We start from the raw sequence: 17,075 nt of genomic DNA, 5'->3' as shown, positions 1-17,075 counted from the left end.
TAGTCTGCCCAGCACACAATTCCGCAAGAGCAATAGTGAGGTGGCTGCGCATGCCTGGGACTGTGGCCGCCTCGGCCGAGGCGAACCGAGCGACGTTCGCGGACTACATGTTCGCCAGGGCCTCGTGGTCGCTCGGCGTGTCGTTCCGCTGCCAGGTCGTGTGGCAGTTCGACGAGGCGCTGCCGACGGAAGCGGTCGAGCAGCTGCGCGCGGGACTGTCGAAGGGCCCGCTGAACAGGGTCATCGTCCGCCCACGAGTGTTGGGCGCGCGACCGACCTGGGCGCGTTCCACCGTGCCAGGGGACCTGGTGATCAGCGAGGGCGCCGTCGCGCGAACCGATCGCCAGCAGTGGTTCCAAGAGCAGCTCGCAACGGCCCGGCTCGATGTCGAGCATGGCCCGGGATGGGGCCTCAGCATGGCGGCGACCGAAGAAGGCGGGACGCTGCTCTCGCTCGTCTGGCTCCACGCGGTCGCCGATGGCATGGGGGAACTGCTCGCGGTCAGAGCCGCGTTGGCCGGCACGGACATCGGCTGCCTGCCTGTCGACGAGGCGGGCCCGCCGAGCCTGTGGGACGACGTCAAGGACGCCTTCGCCCGGCTCTGGACCGTGCTCGTCGGGCTCGCCCAGGTGCTGGTCTTCCTCCTGATCAGGGCCCGACAGGCGAAGCCCGCGCCGGAACAGCCCCGAGCGGCACGTCCGCCCGCGCCCGGGGAGAGCGGTGTCTTCCAGCCAACGTCGACGGCGCTGCAGTTCCACCGGGACGAATGGTCGCAGGCTGCGACGACGCGGGGCGGCACAGAGAACACTCTGGCAGTCGCCTTGGGCGGCCAGTTGGCGCGGGCGACGGGCTGCGTCGTCGGCACAGGCGTCGTCCCGGTCGACCTGTCCGTCTCAGAACGAGACCTCGCGTCCGGGGACGCCCGCGCCAATCTGCTCGCGAGCGCGACGGTGCTGACGAAGCCGATCGACACGTCCGGCGCGGACCTGTCCGAGACACGGAAAGCGACGAAACTCGCACTGGCCCAGCTCCAGGACAAGGACCGTAAGATCCTCGAATCCGTGCTGCAGATAGCGTATTTCGCGCCCACCTGGCTGCTCCGCAGGATGGTGGCCGCGGCCCCCCCGCCGCCGTGCGTCGTGTCGAACATCGGCGTCGTGCCTCCGGACCTCCTGCGCATCGGCGGGCGCACCGCCTCGACCTACATCCCGCGTGTGGAATGGTTCAATGTGCCCGAGGACGCATGGCGGAAGCTCCCCCCGGCCATGGGGGCCTTCTTCGCGAGCACTCCCGAAGCCGTCTTCATCATCGTGCAGCACAGCAGCCCGGCGAGCCCGCTCTCCCCCGAAGAGCTCCAGGAGATCGTCGTCGCGGAGAGCGCGCGTTTCGGCCTGAAACCGACACCTGTTTGGTGAGCGGCCCGCGCGGGGTCAGGCCTCGGCGCGGCGCGCTATGCCGGTGAGCAGCTCGGCGAAACGTCCGTCCATTCGGTCACGGACCTCCTGCGGGATGAAGCCCGGCGTGTCCAGCACCTGGACGGTCAGCCTGTCGACGACGGAGTACACCACGTACATCCGCACCGGCAAGGACGGCGTCGGGGCTCCGCCCTGCACAGCCGCGACGGCGCCCCTGATCTGGTTCAGGCCCTTCTCGAACACGAGCACGGTGTCTTCAAGGGTCAAAGCGGCAGGCAACTCGGCCGGAGGCGCCGACCTCAGGTAGTTGACCACCGTCCACGGCTCGCCGAACGCGGCGGACGGGGGGTGGAGCGGCGCTTGCTGCAGGAGCTCGTCCGCGATATCGGCGGCGAGCTGTTCGGCCGCGAAACGGCCCAGCTCCACCGGGTCGCTGTCGACCGCCACATCGAGGCGGGCGTACGACACAGTCATACAGTTCGTCACCTCGGCCGCGCCGACCGGCGGGGCCATCCGCAAGCGCAAGTCCACGAACGAGCCGAACCCGAGCGGCGCAGGCTCATCGTCGGCGAGGCCGGTGAACAGCTCGCGCTCGACAATCGCGGCGGCCCCGACAAGGAGCCCGTGGAGCGTGCAGTTGGACTGCTTCGCGACCATGCGCAGCCCTGCGAAGACATCCGGAGCGAGCTGGAAGCATTTGGACAGCACCCTGAGCTCCCCCGTTGGGATCTCGTCCGCAGTCGGCCACGCCCCGTGCCACCGCACCCCGGCCAGCCGTTCCGACCCGTCGCTCGGGCCCCGGACGATCCCCCGGCTGGCGAACACCTCATGGGGCGGGATCGGCATACCGGCCGCCGAGATCTCGCCGACCGACCCCGTTTGCGCCGCTTGCGTGTAGAGAGACCACAGCCGGGCGACCAGGACCGCGAGGCGGGTGCCGTCGGCGATCGCGTGATTGCACCGGAAGGTCACGACGTGCCGGTCCCCGTCAGAGACCACGTCGAGCACGCTCAACGTCTCATCGAGGTTCAGAACGGGGTCGTCGCCGGTCTGGGCGATCCGCACGAACGCCGCCGCCGAGGCCTCCGGGCCGTCGACGACAAGGTCGAATCCGTCGTCCACCGCTTCGATCCGGCCTGCTGCGTCCGGATACTCGCGGCGCAGCGCCGTGAACGCCGCCACCAAAGCTTCGTGGTCCAACTCGCCGCGCACCGAGTAATGCCACCCGACGGTCATCTGCGGCTCGCGCACGAATTCTTCTTCTTCAATGGCAGACAGCCGTCGCCGGTACGGCCCGCTCGGCGGAACCACATTCATCCAGACCCTCCTTCGGCCGCGTCGTGCCGGGCTCCGACACTACGCGGCGCTGCTGCGCCTGCCTGCCGAAACGAATGACTCGATCACCCGGACCGCCCGGTCGGCGGACACCGAGCCGGTGTCCATCAGCACGGAGATTTTCCGAGCGTTCTGCGCTGTCACGGGCTTGAGCAGGGTCTGGAGCGCTTTCTCCAGGTTCTCCCAGTGCAATTTCCTGATCGGGATGTGGACCCCGGCGCCGAGCGCCTCGATCCTGCGGCCCCAGAACGGCTGGTCGGCGAGCACGGAGCAGATCAGCGACGGAAGCCCCGCGCGCAGGCACGCCGCCGTCGTCCCGGCCCCGCCATGGTGCACCGCCGCCTTGCACAACGGGAGGATCGTGGCATGGTCCACCGCTTCCACGACTCGGACGTGGTCGCCGAGGTCGCGGACCGCCAGATCGCTCCACCCTGCGACGACCAGCCCGCGCTGCCCGTTGCGCTTGCAGATATCGGCGAACATCTGGACCTTTTGGTCGGGGTTCTCGACCCTGATGCTGCCGAACCCCCAGTAGATCGGCGGCTCGCCCGCCTCGATCCAGGACTTCAGCTCGTCATCGGCCCGTTCCTGCTCCGCGTTCCGCCGCCAGGCCCTCGGCGGCACCTGCAAGAAGCCGAGCATGGGCTTGTCGATCCCGAATTCGCGGACCAGTTCCGGGGTGAGCACGCTGTCGTACAGCTGGAGGTCGGGGATCGCGGCGACGCTCGCGTCCCGCTCCCGCAACGACGCGAACGGCGAAAGCCCGAGGGAGCCGCGGTGGTGGTTGACCGCCCAGCTCAAGTTCAACCAGGTGATGCGGTGGCCCGCCCACCAGCTGGCCCGCTTGACGAATCCAGGGGACCGGTTCAAAAACTCTTGCATCGCCCCGGCCGGCGTGTACTGGGTCACCGGGTACGCGCTGTTCATCGTCCCGGGGAAGAAACGGTATCCAAGCACCATGCTCTTGGTGCGCAGCGACGTCGAGATCGCGAGGTCCATCGCGTCGGAATGGGCGAGCACCACGTCCGCGCCCTCGCAGGCAGCGGTGATCTCCAACGAGATCTTCGGGAACACGTCTTTCATATGCTCCCGCCACGCGCGAACCCTGGCGATCGGGTTGTGCATGGACTTCTGGTAGTCCTCGTCGTGGTCCGGAACGCTGTGGATGAGCTCGTGCGCTTCCAGCCCCGCCGATTCGACGAGGGAGACGAGCGAGGACCCCATGCACGCGATGACCACGTCGTGGCCTTTCGACTGGAGCGCCAGTCCCAGCGCGATCACCGGCTGGACGTCGCCACGGCTGCCCAGAGTGATAAAGCAAATCCTCAGCCCACGGGCCTGCTGCTCTTCTAGCGCGACGACAGTGCGATCGAATGTTTGGTCGGCGTCTAATTCGGAAATGTTCATCGCCAGCAACCGCCACTCTGCTCAACATCGAAATTGGGGAAAACTCTGCAATTCGCGCCGCGCCGCGCTTCTCAGTCTTGCAGGTTCAGGCAATTCTAGGGCTTTCGGAGTTCACACGCCAGACGAGCCGATCCGACTGGGGCGCATCTCACACGCTGGACCATGATGTATCCCATATATCCAGCGCGAGCGTATATCTGGCTGGAACACGTCTCACGTGCTAGACGCCGCCTGCCGGGCCAACGCTTCCCGCTCTCTGTCGAGCCCGGCCCGCAACGGCTCGTCCAGAAGTTTCACCACGACCAATGCCAAGGCGCCGAGCACGGCGCCCGTGATCGGCGCGAGGGGGACCGCGTAATCGAGCGGCAGGGCGAAAACCATCGCGAGACTCGAGACGGAGGCCACGAGGATCACCCCGGAGCAGATGAAGCCGAGCAACGACAGCCTGCGGCGGAACGCGCTGTCGTTGCTCCAGCAACGGTCCCACGCGGCTTCCAGCTCCGCCGATCCCTTCGTCAAGAAAGGCTTCAACATGATGGTGATCAGAGGACGACCGAGGGCCGAGGTCACCAAAAGGAGGAAACTGCCGAAAATCCCCTGCACGGCCTCGGTGATCAGGATGATCCTCGGCTGGTTCGACACGAACGACGTCGTGATCGCCACAGCGAGCAGGAAAAGGGTCATGAGCTCGAGCTGGCTCGCCTTCCGCTCGCGGACTGCCCGCCAGAGGATCGACGCGATGACGACACACGCCCCGCAGACCAGGGCGAGCTGCTGGCTGCGGCCGAAGACCTTCGTGAGCACGAAGTACAGCGAAATAGGGATGATCACGCTGACCGCCATGCCTGGCGGCAACTTGCTCAGCGAGAACTTCGAGGCCATGGTCAGCGCGAGTCCCGCACAAAACCGGCGAGCAGCTCGCTGATCCGGGCGAGGACGCCGTCCTGGGCCTGGCGCGAGATGGTGCCCGGCATGTTCCGGATCTCGATGCTGATCCGGTCCTCGAACGTCATGACCAAATACATCGACGCTTCGGGGAACGGCAGGCTCTCTCCTTCCGGCACCGCCGCGAGCAGCGCGGGCAACCCGCTGAAGTTCTTGCAGATATTGCTGCGCAGATCCGTCGCGACCAGCTCCGCCGGGAGCGTCAGATCCGGGACGGCCCCGATATTGCTGACCAGAATCGGCGCGGAGAACCCGACGGAGGCCCAGGCAGGCATCGGGTTGATCGCCGCGCGGTGCGCGACGCCGCTGCCGACGTCTTCTTTGATCTGCCTGGACACCTCTCGTCCTATTTCGACCAGATCGCTGTCGGCGGCCACCACCACTCGCACGGGCGAGAAACCGGTCAGGGTGGTGACTTCGGTGACGTGCAGCGGCGGGTTCAGCCGCGCCTTGAAGTCCACCGGGGTGAGCAGCCCCAGAGCGATCTCGTCGCCACGGGCGACCCCGGTGAACGCGCCGCGCTCGGCGAGGGCGATCGCAGCGCTCACGAGAGCGTGCGCGGACGCTCCGGCGGCCTTCGCGGCCGGCTGCAGCCCGAGCGACGTCTCGCGGTCCAAGCGCACCCGCCCCGTCAGCGCGAAGCGCAAATCGGCTTCGGCGAGCTCGGCGGCCGAAGGCATGGCGCCGCACCATGCGATCCCTTTGAACCGCTCCTCGTACGGGGGCGGGTCGCCGGGGAGGAAACCGCGCTCGGCCATCGCCTCGTGCGGCGGGGACGGCAACGGGTGCGCCACCACATCGCCGATCTGCCCGGTCTGGACGGCCTCGGTGTACAGCGTCCACAAACGGAGCAGGAAGAAAGTCGCGTTGCCCGCGTCGGCGATGGCATGGCTCAGCCAGAAGATCACGCGATGGCGGTCGCCGTCCGAGTCGACCTGCAGCAGGCTCAACGACTTCGTGCCGTCCAACGGCGGCTCGGCGAGCTCGTCGAAGTCCCACTGGCGCTGGCGTTCGAGCACGGAAGCCGCCGCGCCCTGCTCATCCGTGGCGCCGCCCTCGTCGGTGACGAAGACGAAGCCCCCTCCTTCGAGGGCTTCCGCCCGTGCGGCCAAGACTGGGTACTCGCTCCGCAACGCGGCGTATGCCTTCGTCAAGACAGCGACGTCGAGCACACCGGAGAGCGCGACCCCGAACCCGATCGTCTCCATCGTCGCGGGCCGCACGAACGACTCTTCGGAGAATGTCAGCCTGCGGTGTTTGACGCTCATGCCGCCGCGCTCTTCAACAACGCGATTGCCCGTTCGAGAATGCCGTCGACGACCTGCTCGGGAACCAAGCCGGGGAGGTTGAGCGCCTCGATGCCGAACTTGTTCGCGAACGTGCCGGTGTAGTAGCTGACCCCGACCGGGATCGGCGGCGGCGACCCCGGCGGCAGCATGGCGACCACCGCCCGCAACAGGCTCAAGTCGAACTCGAACACCGACTCGATGAGATCGGCGGTCAGCCCGTCGGGCAGCTCCGGGGACGGCAGGTCGCCGAAGTAGTTGACGGCCACCGCAGGCCCCTGCCCTGGAGACGGGTCCGGCTGCAGCACTGTCTGCTGGATGAGCCCGCTGGCCACGTCATCGCGCAGCTGGTCGCTCAGCTGCCTGGCCACATCCACGAGGGAGCTGTCGCGGGTCAGGTCCAGACGCTTGTACAAGGTGCTCACGCAGTTGGTCACATCGGCAGGCGCGATCGGGGGGCTGAGCTTGAAGCGCGCGTCGACGGTCGAGACCAGTCCGAGCGGGACGGGCTCGTCGTCCGGGACGTCCGCGAAGGCTCCGCGCTCGGCGATCACCAGAGCGGCGGTGACCAGCCCGTACGCCGAACAACCGAGCTTCTTGGCGATAGCGCGCAGATTCAAGAGGTCGCCTTCGACGACCACCCGTTTGCGCAAAGCCCGCAGCTCCCCCTCGGGGAGGTCCTCCACAGCGGGGACGGCGCCGTGCCATCTGGTCCCCGCCAGCCGCTCTTCCCCGCTGCTCGGGCCCTTGACGATCCCCCGCTCGGCGAGCGCCTGCTCGGGGGAGGCAGGCACCGGCCGGGCCTCGATCTCGTCGGGCGATCCGTCCTTCACCACTTGCGTGTACAGCGACCACAGCCGGAACAGCAAGAAGGTCGCGCGGGTCCCGTCCGCGATGGTGTGCGAGTACCGCAGGATCGCGAGGTGCCGGTCCTCTCCTTCCGTCAGCACGTCGAGCGCGGTCAACGTCTCGCCGATGTCCAGATCGGCGGCGACGCCCTTCTCGATCTCCTGGTGGAATTGTCGGGTCAGCTCGGCCGCGGGCTTGCCTGGTCCGTCGACGACCAGGTCGAAACCGTCGTCCGCCTTCTCGATCCGTCCGGCTATATCCGGGAATTCGCGCCGCAACGCCCCGAACGCCTCGGTCAGCGCGGCTATGTCCAGCGGGCCGTTGAGGCTGACGCCGCAGCCGATGATCGCAGGGGGGTCCACGAACTTGCTCTCGATAGCCGATAGCCTTCGACGCGAAACGCCTGTCACCACCACAATCGTCCAGTCCTCTCTTTTAGCGGTCCTGCATCGGGTGCAGCATACGTCTTCCCAGACGAGGCCGCTCGATGAGCGGTCATGCGCCGAGACATTCCCGAGGAGCTTTCTTGAGGACCGAGTCGTACAGCTCGGCCACCGCCCCTTTCGGATCTTTCAACGCAGAGAGGGGCATGAGCGACACCGGCAGAAGAGCGAGGAGGAAGAGCGACGCGAGCAGCGGGGCGGCGAGCACTCGGCTCTTTCTTGTGAGCGCGGGCTGGTCCGCCATCGAGTCCCGGCAGCACAGGATGCGGACTAGTGCGATGTCGACTGTCATCTGCCCCCAGAAACGGATCCAATCGACCGCGACGAGGAAAAGCGGCACCCACAGCACAATGCCTGCGAGCAGCAGCAGCACATTCACTCGGTCTCGCACAAGAATCTCGACGAAAGAACGGGAACCCACCCCGGACACATGGCTGATGTATTTCATGACGAGGAGGAGGACCAGCAAACCAACGACCATGTCCAAGACCAATGCCACAGGTCCCGCTTTGAGCCAGTCCTCCTGCGATTCGCGAGGAGTCATCGAGAAAAATCGGAACACGAGCGTGTACGCGTATTTCCGGTACTCGACGTCGCCCATGAGGGGAATGCTGATCACCTCGTCGGGCAGCTTCGCGCACTGCCTCGCCACAACGTCGTTCCCTGTTTTGCCGAAGAGCGCCACCACAGCGGTGGCCGCGAGGCCGGGAGCCAACGACAACGCGGCGCACGCCAGTCGGAACCAGCCGCTTTTCTCGCGGAGGAAGACCGCGACCGCCAGCAAGGCCCCCATCCCGTACAAGAACACGGCGGCTTCGTGGGCAAGCGACAAAACAGCCATGGCCGCTCCGTACAGCGAGCTCGCCACAACCGCCTGGCGATCCGACCGCGACTTGAACAGCGCGACGCAATAGAACGCCAGCACCGCCCACCCCACGGTGACCATGCCCCTCGTGGCCGCCAATTGCTCTGCCCATCCAGGCAACAGCAGGACCACGCAGGCGAGGACCGTCGCCCGGCCCGAAACAGGCTTCCCGGCGAGCAGCGCCCAGATGACCGCCGCCGCGCCCGCGAGATAGGCCGCTGCGAACAAATAATTGGCGAACGTCGCCGTGGACACAAAATCTCCATGCGCCACGAACGGCACATGTTCGAGCAAGGAGATGAACTCGCCCGACAGGCCGCGCCGGACAAGCCCGGAGCCGTAGTCGGCAGTCGAATAGAGAACGGAGTACTTGCTGGAGTGCAGGGCCACTTCTTTGTACAGAGTGAAAGCGCACTCGATCAAGAGCACCGTGCCGCAGACAGCGTAGAACGGCCATCTCGACACGGGGCCCGCCACCCCGCTCGGCGCCGGAGAGGCCTGCGCCGGAGCATGGGTCATGCGTCCATTACCCCACGGCCCATGCCTGTCTCGCAACCAGGGACGAAGTGATCTCTACGACACGACGGGACTAGTTCCAGTCGCCGAGCCCGTCGCCCTTGCTCAGGATGCCGCCCTTGGTGTTCTTCACGATCACGGGATCGCCCCGGTGGGAGTTCTCCATGAACCACTTGGCGTTGTCCGTGCTCACGTTGAGGCAGCCGTGGCTGACGTCGGTCTTGCCCTGGGAGGCCACCGACCACGGGGCCGCGTGCAGGTAGATGCCGTTCCAGGACATCCTGGACGCGTACTGGACATTCACCTTGTAGCCGAGCCCGGACGGGTCTTGGACGGGGATGCCGAAGGTGGAGGAGTCCATCACGACCGTCGGCAGCCGCTCTTGCAGGTAGTACGTCCCGTTCGGGGTGGGGAACTTGTCCATGCCCATGGACACCAGCATGGTCTTGACCACCTTGCCGTTGAGGGTCACCGTCACCGTGTGCGTCGCGTCATCCGCGACGGTCACGAAGGCGTCCCCGATGCTGTAGTGCGTGTGCGTGCCGCCCACCTGCACGTCGACCACAGTGCCCGGGGCCCAGAACTGGGTCGGGCGCCAGCGCAGCTGCTTGTCGCCGAACCAGTAGAAGAGGCCCTGCTGGGGCGGGCTCGTGCTGATCGTCACGGAGTCCTGGACTTTTCCTTGGTCGGCAGAGGCGACCGACTTCGGGAAGTTGATCAGGACCGGCTGGGCGACTCCGACCACTTCTCCGTCGGTCGGAGAGAGGTTCGGCGCGCCGTACACCCGCTGCTCGAAATGCGCCGCGGTCTCCGCGACGACCTCCGGCTCGTCGCCGTCGTCCCCTGGCTCGGCGAGAGCCGAGCCAGGGGCGATCAGGGGTAACAGAACGGCGAAAAGCAAAGCGGAAGGGCGGGGCAAGCGATTGCGCATGCTAACTATCATACCCGAGCGAGCAGCGACTACGGCGATTCGAAGCGATCACACAGCAAGGTGGCAGCAACTTTTTGTCGGGCGCCAGCGCAAGGGAGCCCCCCACGCGCCATGCGTGGGGGGCTCCCTTGCGCCCGTGCGGCTTTACGCCCGAGCGAGCAGCGAAGCAGGCGGCTCGAAGCGCTCGCCGTACTTCGCGGCGAGCTCCTTCGCCCGTGCGACGAAGCCGGCGACGCCGCCCTCGTAGCCCTCGATGTACTGCGACACGCCGCCGGTCCACGCCGGGAAGCCGATGCCGAAGATCGAGCCGATGTTCGCGTCGGGCACCGAGGTGAGCACGCCCTCGTCGAAGCACTTGACCGTCTCAAGCGCCTCGGCGAACAGGAACCGCTCCTGGATGTCCTTGAGCGGGAGCGACGCGCTGCCGGAGTTGAACGCCTCGCGGACGCCGGACCACAGGGAGCCCCGCTTGCCCTCGGGGTCGTAGTCGTAGAAACCGGCTCCGGCGGAACGTCCCTTGCGGTCGTGCTGCTCCACGAGCGTGGTGAGGATCCCGATCATCTTCTCGTCGTGCGCGCCGAAGGAGCCGCCCGAGGCCTCGATGCCCGCCTTGGTCTCCTTGGCGATCTTCAGCGGCAGGGTCAGCGTCAGCTCGTCGAGGAGCTGCAGCGGCCCGACCGGGTAGCCGGACTGCAGGCCCGCCTGCTCGATGGCGGTGGGCTCGACGCCCTCCGAGAGGGCGAGCAGCGCCTCGGTGGTGAACGTGCCGATCACCCGGCTGGTGAAGAAGCCGCGCGAGTCGTTGACCACGATCGGGGTCTTCTTGATCGCGAGGGTGTAGTCGAAGACCTTCGCGAGCGCGGCGTCCGAGGTGTTCTTGCCACGGATGATCTCGACCAGCGGCATCTTGTCCACCGGGGAGAAGAAGTGGATGCCGATGAAGTCCTCCTGGCGCTTCACGCCCTCGGCGAGGATCGTGATCGGCAGGGTCGAGGTGTTCGAGCCGAGCAGCGCGTCCGGGTTGACGACGTCCTGGATCTCCTGGAAGACCTTGTGCTTGAGCTCGACGCTCTCGAAGACCGCCTCGATCACGAAGTCCACGCCCGCGAAATCGGCGGGGTCCGCGGACGGGGTGATCCGGGCGAGGAGCGCGTCGGACTTCTCCTGGGTGGTCTTGCCACGGGAGAGCGCCTTCGCCTCGATCTTCTCGGAGTACGCCTTGCCCTTCTGCGCGGCCTCGATGGTCACGTCCTTGAGCACGACCTCGATGCCCGCCTTCGCGGTCACGTAGGCGATGCCCGCGCCCATCATCCCGGCGCCGAGCACGCCGACCTTCTTGGGCGTGCTCTTCGGCTCGCCCTGGGGACGGCTGCCGCCCGCGTTGATGTGCTGCAGGTCGAAGAAGAACGCCTTGGTCATGTTCTTGGCGACCTGCCCGGTGGCAAGCGAGACGAAGTAGCGGGTCTCGATGAGGAACGCATTGTCGACGTCCACCTGCGCGCCCTCGATGGCCGCCGCGACGATCGCGCGGGGCGCGGGCATCGGGGCTCCATGGATCTGCTTGCGCAGGTTCGCCGGGATCGCGGGCGCGAACGCGGCGAAGGAGGGGCTGGACGGGCTGCCGCCGGGGATCTTGTAGCCCGGCTGGTCCCACGGCTGGACGCCGCCCTCGGGGTTCGCCTTGATCCACGCCTTCGCGGCGGGGACGAGCTCCTCGGCCGAGGAGACCAATTCGTGCACCAGGCCGAGGTCCTTGGCCTTGGCCGGGTTCAGCCTCGGCCCCTGCAGCAGGACGTTGAGCAGCGCGTTCTGGATGCCCAGCAGGCGCACCGTGCGGACGACGCCGCCCGCGCCGGGGAGCAGGCCGAGGCTCACCTCGGGCAGGCCGAGCTGCACGCCCTTCACATCGGCGACGATCCGGCGGTGGGCCGCGAGGGTGATCTCCAGGCCGCCGCCGAGGGCCGCGCCGTTGATCGCGGCGACGACCGGCTTGCCCAGCTTCTCAAGCCGCCGCAAGGAGGACTTGATGCTGTTGGTCTCGTCGGTGAGCCGCCCGGCGTCCGCAGGGGTCACCTTGATCAGGTCGTTGAGGTCGCCGCCCGCGAAGAAGGTCTTCTTCGCGGAGGCGATCACCACGCCCGTGATGCTCTCCTGCTCCTTCTCCAGCCGCCCGACCGTGGCGGCGAGGGACTCGATGAAGTCCTTGTTCATCGTGTTGGCGCTCTGGTTCGGGTCGTCGAGGACGAGGGTGACGATTCCGTCGCCGTCCTGCTCCCAGCGAATGGTGTTGGTGAATTCAGTCATAATGCTTCCTTGCCTTTTCGAGAGTCTGATCGAACTGTTCTCGCGGGTCTGATCAGACTCGCTCGACGATGGTCGCGATGCCCATGCCGCCACCGATGCACAGGCTCACCAGGCCGTAGCGGGCCTGGCGGCGCTCCAACTCGTCCACGACGGTGCCGAGGATCATCGCGCCGGTCGCGCCGAGCGGGTGGCCCATGGCGATGGCGCCGCCGTTGACGTTGACCTTCGCCGGGTCGATGTCGAGGTCCTTGATCCACTTGAGCACCACGGAGGCGAAGGCCTCGTTGAGCTCCCAGACGTCGATGTCCTCTTTCTTGAGGCCTGCCTTCTTCAGCGCCAGCTCGGTCGCCGGGGTCGGGCCGGTGAGCATGATCGTGGGCTCGGAGCCGACGGCCGCGGTGGCCACGATCCGGGCGCGGGGGGTCAGGCCTGCGCGCTTGCCCGCTTCCTCGTTGCCGACGAGCACGATGCCCGAGCCGTCCACGATGCCCGAGGAGTTGCCACCGGAGTGGACGTGGTCGATGCGCTCGACGTTGTAGTACTTCTGCAGCGCGACGGCGTCGAAGCCGCCCTGGTCGCCGATGGTGGTGAAGGCGGGCTTGAGCTTGCCGAGGCTCTCGACGGTGGTGCCGGGGCGACGGTGCTCGTCATGGTCGAGGATGGTCACGCCGTTGATGTCCTTGACCGGCACGACCGACTTCGCGAAGTAGCCGCTCGCCCAAGCGTGCTCGGCCTTGTTCTGCGAGTCGACCGCGAACTGGTCGACGTCCTCGCGGCTGAAGCCCTCGATCGTGGCGATGAGGTCGGCTCCGATGCCCTGCGGGGCGATGTACAGGTCGTAGCTCGTGGCCGGGTCCGCGAACAGCGCGCCGCCGTCCGAGCCCATCGGCACACGGGACATGGACTCCACGCCGCCGCCGACGACGAGCTGGTCCCAGCCGGACGCGACCTTCGAAGCAGCGAGGTTCACCGCCTCCAGGCCCGAGGCGCAGAACCGGTTGATCTGCGTTCCGGGGACGTTCTCGCCGATGCCCGAGACGAGCGCGGCGGTGCGGGCGATGACTGCGCCCTGGTCGCCGAGCGGGCTGACCACGCCGAGGATGACGTCGTCGATCAGCTTGGTGTCGAGCTGCGGGTGGCGGACCTTCAGCTCCTTGAGCAGTCCGGAGACGAGGTCGATCGGCTTCACGCTGTGCAGCGCGCCGCCCTTCTGCTTGCCCCTCGGGGTTCGGAGCGCTTCATAGATGTACGCCTGCTCGGGCATAACAGCCTTCTTTCCTCACGTGAGAACAGTGTCGGTCACAATGCTAGTCGCGATTCACCTATCCCGCTATATCCGCTGATCGGTGATATTGGACGTGCCGAGCAGTAGGCTAACATGGATTCACTTATGCCGAACACCGCCCCGCAAAACGCCACCCGCCCCCCGGGCCGCAAGGCACAGCTGCTGCGCCTCGCGTCGGAGCTTTTCGCGACGAAAGGCTACCCGAACGTGAGCGTCGCGCAGATCGCCGCCTCGGCCGGAGTCACCGCTCCCTCGATCTACCGGCACTTTCCCGACAAACAGGCGATCTTGGGAGAGGCCGTGCTCGACGCGATTCGCTGCCTCGAAGAGGTGGCGGACCCCGAGCTGACGTTCGGCGAGTTCGTCACCGAAATGACCTCTGTCACAGTGATGCGCCCGGACCTCGCGGTGCTCTGGCGCTGGGGCGTGCTCCATATCGGGCCGCAATGGCAGGCGACGATCCGGGGGCGCTCCCGAGCCCTGATGGACCGCTGGGCGACTCGCGTCCGCATGCTGCGCCCAGGGATCGGCCCCGAGGAGGCCCGCCTGCTCGCGATCACCATGGCCTCGGCGATTTCCAGCGCCAACGTCCGCCCCGGCAGGCTCTCGTCCACGAAACACGCGAGCGTCCTCGCCGAGGTGTCCCGCCGGATCGTCTCCGTGGCATTGCCTGCCGGAACCGGCGAAGCCCGGCGCGACGACCACGAGGACGAGGCCCCGCAGAACCGCAGGGAGCAACTGCTCGGCGCGGCTTCCCGGCTCTTCCTCGCCCGAGGCTTCGCCGCGGTCGGCGTGGACGAGCTCGGCGCGGCGGTCGGCATCACCGGCCCGAGCGTCTACCGGCATTTCCCCGACAAGCAGGCGATCCTCGCGGAAGTGTGCCTGCGCGGCGTGCGCAAACTCGCCGACCAAGTCGACGCCGAGTTCGCGCGGCTGAAGGGCGACGATCCGAGATCGCGGCTGAAGGCGCTGGTCCGCGCCCATGTCTCGGTCCTGTTGAGCTCGCCGGACCTCGTGGTCGCGGGGAGCATCGGCAGCAGCGAGCTCGTCGGGGCAGCCGGGCAAGAGGCACGCGACTTCCTTCGCGCGCACGTCGCGCACTGGACCACTGCCCTGTTGCAGCTCGACGAAGCGGAGGCGCCCCCGGCCAGGCCCGCGAGCGGGAGCCTCTCCCCCGCCGAGGCGAAAGTCGTCGTCTACGCCGCGATCACCCTGGCCAACGACCTCGCCCGGACCAAGTCCACCAGGAAACGGCCCAATATCGAGGCCGAGATGCAGTCGCTGATGGCGGCCGTGGTCGGGCTCGACTGCGCGTCCGGGACGAGAAGCCGCGCATGACGCAGCGACGCCCCGGCGGGCGCACCGCGCGAGTGCGCAGCCTCGTGTTGGAGACAGTCGTCGCAATCGTCGCGGAACGAGGATTCGAATCGCTCCGCTACGAGGAAGTCGCCGCGCTCTCGGGCGTCCACAAGACGACCGTCTACCGGAACTGGCCCACCCGCGAGGACCTCGTGAGCGAGGCCCTCTCGGACCACGCGCAGCAGTCCCTGCGGATCCCGAACACCGACGACCTGCGCGCCGACCTCGTGACGTTCCTCGTCCGGCTGGCGCAGAGCATCTCGGCCCCGCCTGGGCGGGCGATCCTCTCGGTGGCGCAGGCCGCCGGGCCCCATGCGCCGCAGCTGCAACAGATCGCGGACCAGGTCTGGAGCATGAGGGTCGCCGCGATGCAAGAACGTTTCGACTGCGCGGCCGAGGCGGGCAGTTTCCCGCGAACCGAGGCCGAGCCGCTGCTCCGCCTTCTCGCGGGCGCCGTCTACCACCATCTCACCTGGGCGCGCGAGCCCTTCCCCGAGAGCAAGGCCGAAGAGGCCGTGGACATCGTGCTCGCGGGCGCCCGGCATGCGGACGTGGCCCGGGGCTAGGCCCCGAGCCGCGCCGCGATGGACTCCAGGGCCTGCGCGAGGCCCTGGCAAGGAACACCGGGATCGCGCTCGTGGTAGATCGCGGTGACGAGAATCGGCAACGTCGCATGCGCGCCGGGGTACTCGCGGACGTCGATCCGGTCCACCGCCTCCGCGATCGGCGCGCCCTGGTCGTAGAGCGCGCAGGCGCGTTCGTGCACAAACGACCAAAACCGTTTCCCGAGGTCGATCGCCGCACCGATCTCGTCGCCGACAAGCACCGGGCCGTGGCCCGCGACGACGGCCTTCGCCCCGAACGCTTGGATCCTGTCCAACGCCGCGACCCAGTTGGGCACCGAGCCCGACCACACGATCTTGATGATGTCGCGGGTGAGCAAATCCCCCGCGAAGAGCACCCCCAGCTCGGGGACATACGCGATGGCGTCGCCGACCGTGTGCGCGGGCCCGAGCTCGTGCAGCTCGACGTCGAGGCCGCCGACGCGCAGCGCCTTCTCCCCGGCAAAGGTGGTGTCGGCTGGGCGGACCCGGACCGGGCGGATGTCGAACGGCCGCGCGAGGGGGGCCAGCCCTTTCATCTTGGACCCGGGGCGCTCGCTTTCGGCGAAGAGCGCGGCGGTCTCGTCGGCGTGCTCTTGACGCATCAGTTCGTTGGCAGCCTCCGTGACGACGACCTCGGCATGGCCCTGGAAGAGCTGGTTGCCGAAGAAGTGGTCCCCGTCGGTGTGCGTGTTGAACACATACCGCACCGGCGCCTGCGCGGTCAGCGGCGAGATCGCCTCGACCAGCTCCTGCGCGTGCCGCACGTCGTAGAGCGTGTCGACCACCAACGCCTCGCCCTTGCTCACCACCAGGCCGGCGTTCGACAGCCCGAACCCCTCGTCGCCGGAGAGGAACGCGTACGCCCCGGAGCCCAAGTCGGCCAGCCCCTTCTTGAAGGGAATCGCGCTCGTCATCGCCGCGCCCCCGCGCCCTGCGGCCCCTGCAGCTTCGTCGTCGCCGTCTCCAAAACCCCGGGCGGCGGCGCGTCGCCCTCCGGCTCGACCCCGAGCGCCTTGACGAACAACGCCGTCATGACGTAATGCCCGACCAGGAGGACGATTTCGGCCACCTCGTTGTCGGAGAAGCGCTCGCGGACCGCGTCCGTGCCGGGAGCCTCGCCCCGCACGCCGTCGACGAGCCGGTCCACGAAGGCGAGCAACACGTCGAGATCGCCGTCGCCGACCGAGGCGGCCCCCGCGACCACCGCTTCGACGACCTCGCGCGCGACGCCGAGCTGTTGCGCCTGCGGCACATGGTGGAAAAGCTCGTATGCCGCGCCGGTCGCCGCGCCCACACGCAGAATGACCAGCTCGCGGACCACCGGGGAAAGCCAGCCGCCGCGGAAGGAGAGGCCGAGCGACAGGTACGGCCGCGCGCTCCCTTTGGTGAGCACCAGGCCTCGGCTCAGGTTCGTCGGGAAGAGGTCGTAGGCCGACCGCTGGTCAGCGGTCAGATCGTCGAGCGACGGGAGGAAAGAAGTCATGGCGCAGCAGGTCCTTGTCCCCGGCCGAGCACGGCGAGCGCGACCAA

General features: G+C 67.7%; 14 protein-coding genes. 3 read left to right on the top strand and 11 right to left on the bottom strand.

Annotation, left to right across the window (positions count from 1 at the left end):
* Nucleotides 1-50: 50 nt before the first annotated feature.
* Nucleotides 51-1,415: a hypothetical protein gene (locus tag ACRC20_RS04495; protein WP_438685147.1), complete on the top strand. Its 1,365-nt coding sequence runs from the start codon at nt 51-53 to the stop codon at nt 1,413-1,415.
* A gap of 15 nt (nt 1,416-1,430) precedes the next feature.
* On the opposite strand, the gene ACRC20_RS04490 is transcribed toward ACRC20_RS04495, so the two are convergent.
* From ACRC20_RS04490 to ACRC20_RS04450, 9 genes are all read right to left on the bottom strand, one after another.
* Nucleotides 1,431-2,732: a phthiocerol/phthiodiolone dimycocerosyl transferase family protein gene (locus tag ACRC20_RS04490; RefSeq protein WP_438685146.1), complete on the bottom strand. Its 1,302-nt coding sequence runs from the start codon at nt 2,730-2,732 to the stop codon at nt 1,431-1,433.
* Between the two features lie 39 nt (nt 2,733-2,771).
* Complete coding sequence (locus ACRC20_RS04485; protein WP_438685258.1) at nt 2,772-4,064, bottom strand: glycosyltransferase; 1,293 nt, start codon at nt 4,062-4,064, stop codon at nt 2,772-2,774.
* Nucleotides 4,065-4,370: 306 nt separating this feature from the next.
* Nucleotides 4,371-4,988, bottom strand: coding sequence for a VC0807 family protein (locus ACRC20_RS04480; RefSeq protein WP_438685145.1), 618 nt, complete (start codon nt 4,986-4,988; stop codon nt 4,371-4,373).
* Between the two features lie 53 nt (nt 4,989-5,041).
* Nucleotides 5,042-6,370 carry a phthiocerol/phthiodiolone dimycocerosyl transferase family protein gene (locus ACRC20_RS04475; RefSeq protein ID WP_438685144.1) on the bottom strand — a complete coding sequence of 443 codons (1,329 nt, stop codon included), beginning with the start codon at nt 6,368-6,370 and terminating at the stop codon, nt 5,042-5,044.
* On the bottom strand, nt 6,367-7,599 hold the full coding sequence (locus tag ACRC20_RS04470) for a phthiocerol/phthiodiolone dimycocerosyl transferase family protein (protein ID WP_438685143.1): 1,233 nt from the start codon (nt 7,597-7,599) through the stop codon (nt 6,367-6,369). The genes ACRC20_RS04475 and ACRC20_RS04470 overlap by 4 nt, the downstream gene beginning before the upstream one ends.
* 133 nt (nt 7,600-7,732) lie before the next feature.
* Complete coding sequence (locus ACRC20_RS04465; protein WP_438685142.1) at nt 7,733-9,064, bottom strand: hypothetical protein; 1,332 nt, start codon at nt 9,062-9,064, stop codon at nt 7,733-7,735.
* Nucleotides 9,065-9,134: 70 nt separating this feature from the next.
* Entirely contained in the window at nt 9,135-9,992 is an 858-nt protein-coding gene (locus tag ACRC20_RS04460; RefSeq protein ID WP_438685141.1) for a L,D-transpeptidase, read from the bottom strand.
* Between the two features lie 144 nt (nt 9,993-10,136).
* Complete coding sequence (locus ACRC20_RS04455; RefSeq protein WP_438685140.1) at nt 10,137-12,296, bottom strand: 3-hydroxyacyl-CoA dehydrogenase NAD-binding domain-containing protein; 2,160 nt, start codon at nt 12,294-12,296, stop codon at nt 10,137-10,139.
* Between the two features lie 52 nt (nt 12,297-12,348).
* Entirely contained in the window at nt 12,349-13,560 is a 1,212-nt protein-coding gene (locus tag ACRC20_RS04450; RefSeq protein ID WP_438685139.1) for an acetyl-CoA C-acetyltransferase, read from the bottom strand.
* A 126-nt stretch (nt 13,561-13,686) separates the two neighbouring features.
* Here ACRC20_RS04450 and ACRC20_RS04445 point away from each other — a divergent pair, with 126 nt between their 5' ends.
* Nucleotides 13,687-14,919 (top strand): TetR/AcrR family transcriptional regulator, encoded by a 1,233-nt coding sequence (locus tag ACRC20_RS04445; RefSeq protein ID WP_438685138.1) that lies wholly within the window; start codon nt 13,687-13,689, stop codon nt 14,917-14,919.
* Nucleotides 14,916-15,506, top strand: a complete 591-nt coding sequence (locus tag ACRC20_RS04440; protein WP_438685137.1) for a TetR/AcrR family transcriptional regulator C-terminal ligand-binding domain-containing protein — start codon at nt 14,916-14,918, stop codon at nt 15,504-15,506. The genes ACRC20_RS04445 and ACRC20_RS04440 overlap by 4 nt, the downstream gene beginning before the upstream one ends.
* Here the strand turns inward: ACRC20_RS04440 and ACRC20_RS04435 are convergent.
* Entirely contained in the window at nt 15,503-16,459 is a 957-nt protein-coding gene (locus ACRC20_RS04435; protein ID WP_438685136.1) for an MBL fold metallo-hydrolase, read from the bottom strand. The genes ACRC20_RS04440 and ACRC20_RS04435 overlap by 4 nt on opposite strands.
* On the bottom strand, nt 16,456-17,028 hold the full coding sequence (locus ACRC20_RS04430; protein WP_438685135.1) for a carboxymuconolactone decarboxylase family protein: 573 nt from the start codon (nt 17,026-17,028) through the stop codon (nt 16,456-16,458). The genes ACRC20_RS04435 and ACRC20_RS04430 overlap by 4 nt, the downstream gene beginning before the upstream one ends.
* Between the last annotated feature and the right edge of the window lie 47 nt (nt 17,029-17,075).

The sequence above is a fragment of the Segniliparus sp. genome, from assembly GCF_051660745.1.
Classification (GTDB): domain Bacteria; phylum Actinomycetota; class Actinomycetes; order Mycobacteriales; family Mycobacteriaceae; genus Segniliparus.
This window is presented reverse-complemented; position numbering and strand designations above follow the sequence as displayed.

What these genes read in the sequence shown, in the direction of transcription:
- ACRC20_RS04495 (WP_438685147.1), top strand. Translation starts at nt 51, where the DNA reads ATGCCTGGGACTGTGGCCGCCTCGGCCGAGGCGAACCGAGCGACGTTC.
- ACRC20_RS04490 (WP_438685146.1), bottom strand. Translation starts at nt 2,732, where the DNA reads ATGAATGTGGTTCCGCCGAGCGGGCCGTACCGGCGACGGCTGTCTGCC.
- ACRC20_RS04475 (WP_438685144.1), bottom strand. Translation starts at nt 6,370, where the DNA reads ATGAGCGTCAAACACCGCAGGCTGACATTCTCCGAAGAGTCGTTCGTG.
- ACRC20_RS04465 (WP_438685142.1), bottom strand. Translation starts at nt 9,064, where the DNA reads ATGACCCATGCTCCGGCGCAGGCCTCTCCGGCGCCGAGCGGGGTGGCG.
- ACRC20_RS04460 (WP_438685141.1), bottom strand. Translation starts at nt 9,992, where the DNA reads ATGCGCAATCGCTTGCCCCGCCCTTCCGCTTTGCTTTTCGCCGTTCTG.
- ACRC20_RS04455 (WP_438685140.1), bottom strand. Translation starts at nt 12,296, where the DNA reads ATGACTGAATTCACCAACACCATTCGCTGGGAGCAGGACGGCGACGGA.
- ACRC20_RS04450 (WP_438685139.1), bottom strand. Translation starts at nt 13,560, where the DNA reads ATGCCCGAGCAGGCGTACATCTATGAAGCGCTCCGAACCCCGAGGGGC.
- ACRC20_RS04445 (WP_438685138.1), top strand. Translation starts at nt 13,687, where the DNA reads ATGCCGAACACCGCCCCGCAAAACGCCACCCGCCCCCCGGGCCGCAAG.
- ACRC20_RS04440 (WP_438685137.1), top strand. Translation starts at nt 14,916, where the DNA reads ATGACGCAGCGACGCCCCGGCGGGCGCACCGCGCGAGTGCGCAGCCTC.
- ACRC20_RS04435 (WP_438685136.1), bottom strand. Translation starts at nt 16,459, where the DNA reads ATGACGAGCGCGATTCCCTTCAAGAAGGGGCTGGCCGACTTGGGCTCC.
- ACRC20_RS04430 (WP_438685135.1), bottom strand. Translation starts at nt 17,028, where the DNA reads ATGACTTCTTTCCTCCCGTCGCTCGACGATCTGACCGCTGACCAGCGG.